Raw genomic sequence first — 738 nt, forward strand, 5'->3', positions numbered from 1 at the left:
GCGGGCACTGGGGGGTGGCCATCTCGTCCCCGGGGTGGTGTTGCCCCGCGAGGGCGCGGTCGGGCCGGGCACGGTGTGGAGGTTGGTGCGGAAGGTGATGGTGTCGTCGGTATCGCGTTGCAGGGTGCCGGCGCTGACGTATTTGCTTCCGTGCTGGGCGGTGTGCAGGGTGTCGAGTATGGCTTGGGTGAGCAGGGGGTGTGCGCTGATTTCGATGAAGGTGTGGTGGTCGGTGCCGGCGTGGGCGATGGCTTGGTGGAAGTGGACGGGGTTGCGCATGTTGGTGGCCCAGTGGTCGGCGTCGAAGACCGGGCGGGTGTCGAGGTCGGGGTAGGTGGTGGAGATGATCGGGATGCGTGGCGGTTGGGGGGTCAGGTCGGCCAGTTCCGCGCGCATCGGGGGTTGCAGGGGGTCCATGGCCGGGTTGTGCGGGGAGACTTCGATGTTGACCCGGCTGGCGAACCGGTTGTGGGCGCGGACCTCGGCGATGAGCTGATCGATCTGGTCGGTGGGTCCGGCGATGACGGTTTGGCGGGGGGAGTTGTAGATGCCCAGGGTGATTTCGGGGTGCTCGGCGATCAGCGCCTCGGTGGCGGGCGCGTCGAGCTCCAGCAGGGCCATGCCGCCGTGCCCGGACAGCGGGGCCATCAACCGCGATCGCGTCGCGGTCACCCGCAATCCCTGGGCGGGCGTGAGCGCACCGGCCACCACGGCGGCGGCGACTTCGCCCATGGAGTG

The 738-nt window shown here is 69.5% G+C and carries 1 protein-coding gene; it reads right to left on the minus strand.

The window, feature by feature from the left end; genetic code table 11:
- Positions 1 to 738 (minus strand): acyltransferase domain-containing protein (locus A5704_RS03650; protein ID WP_156737602.1); only part of this gene is annotated, 738 nt, incomplete at both ends.

The organism is Mycobacterium sp. E735, assembly GCF_001666955.1.
In the GTDB taxonomy this organism is placed as follows: Bacteria; Actinomycetota; Actinomycetes; order Mycobacteriales; family Mycobacteriaceae; genus Mycobacterium.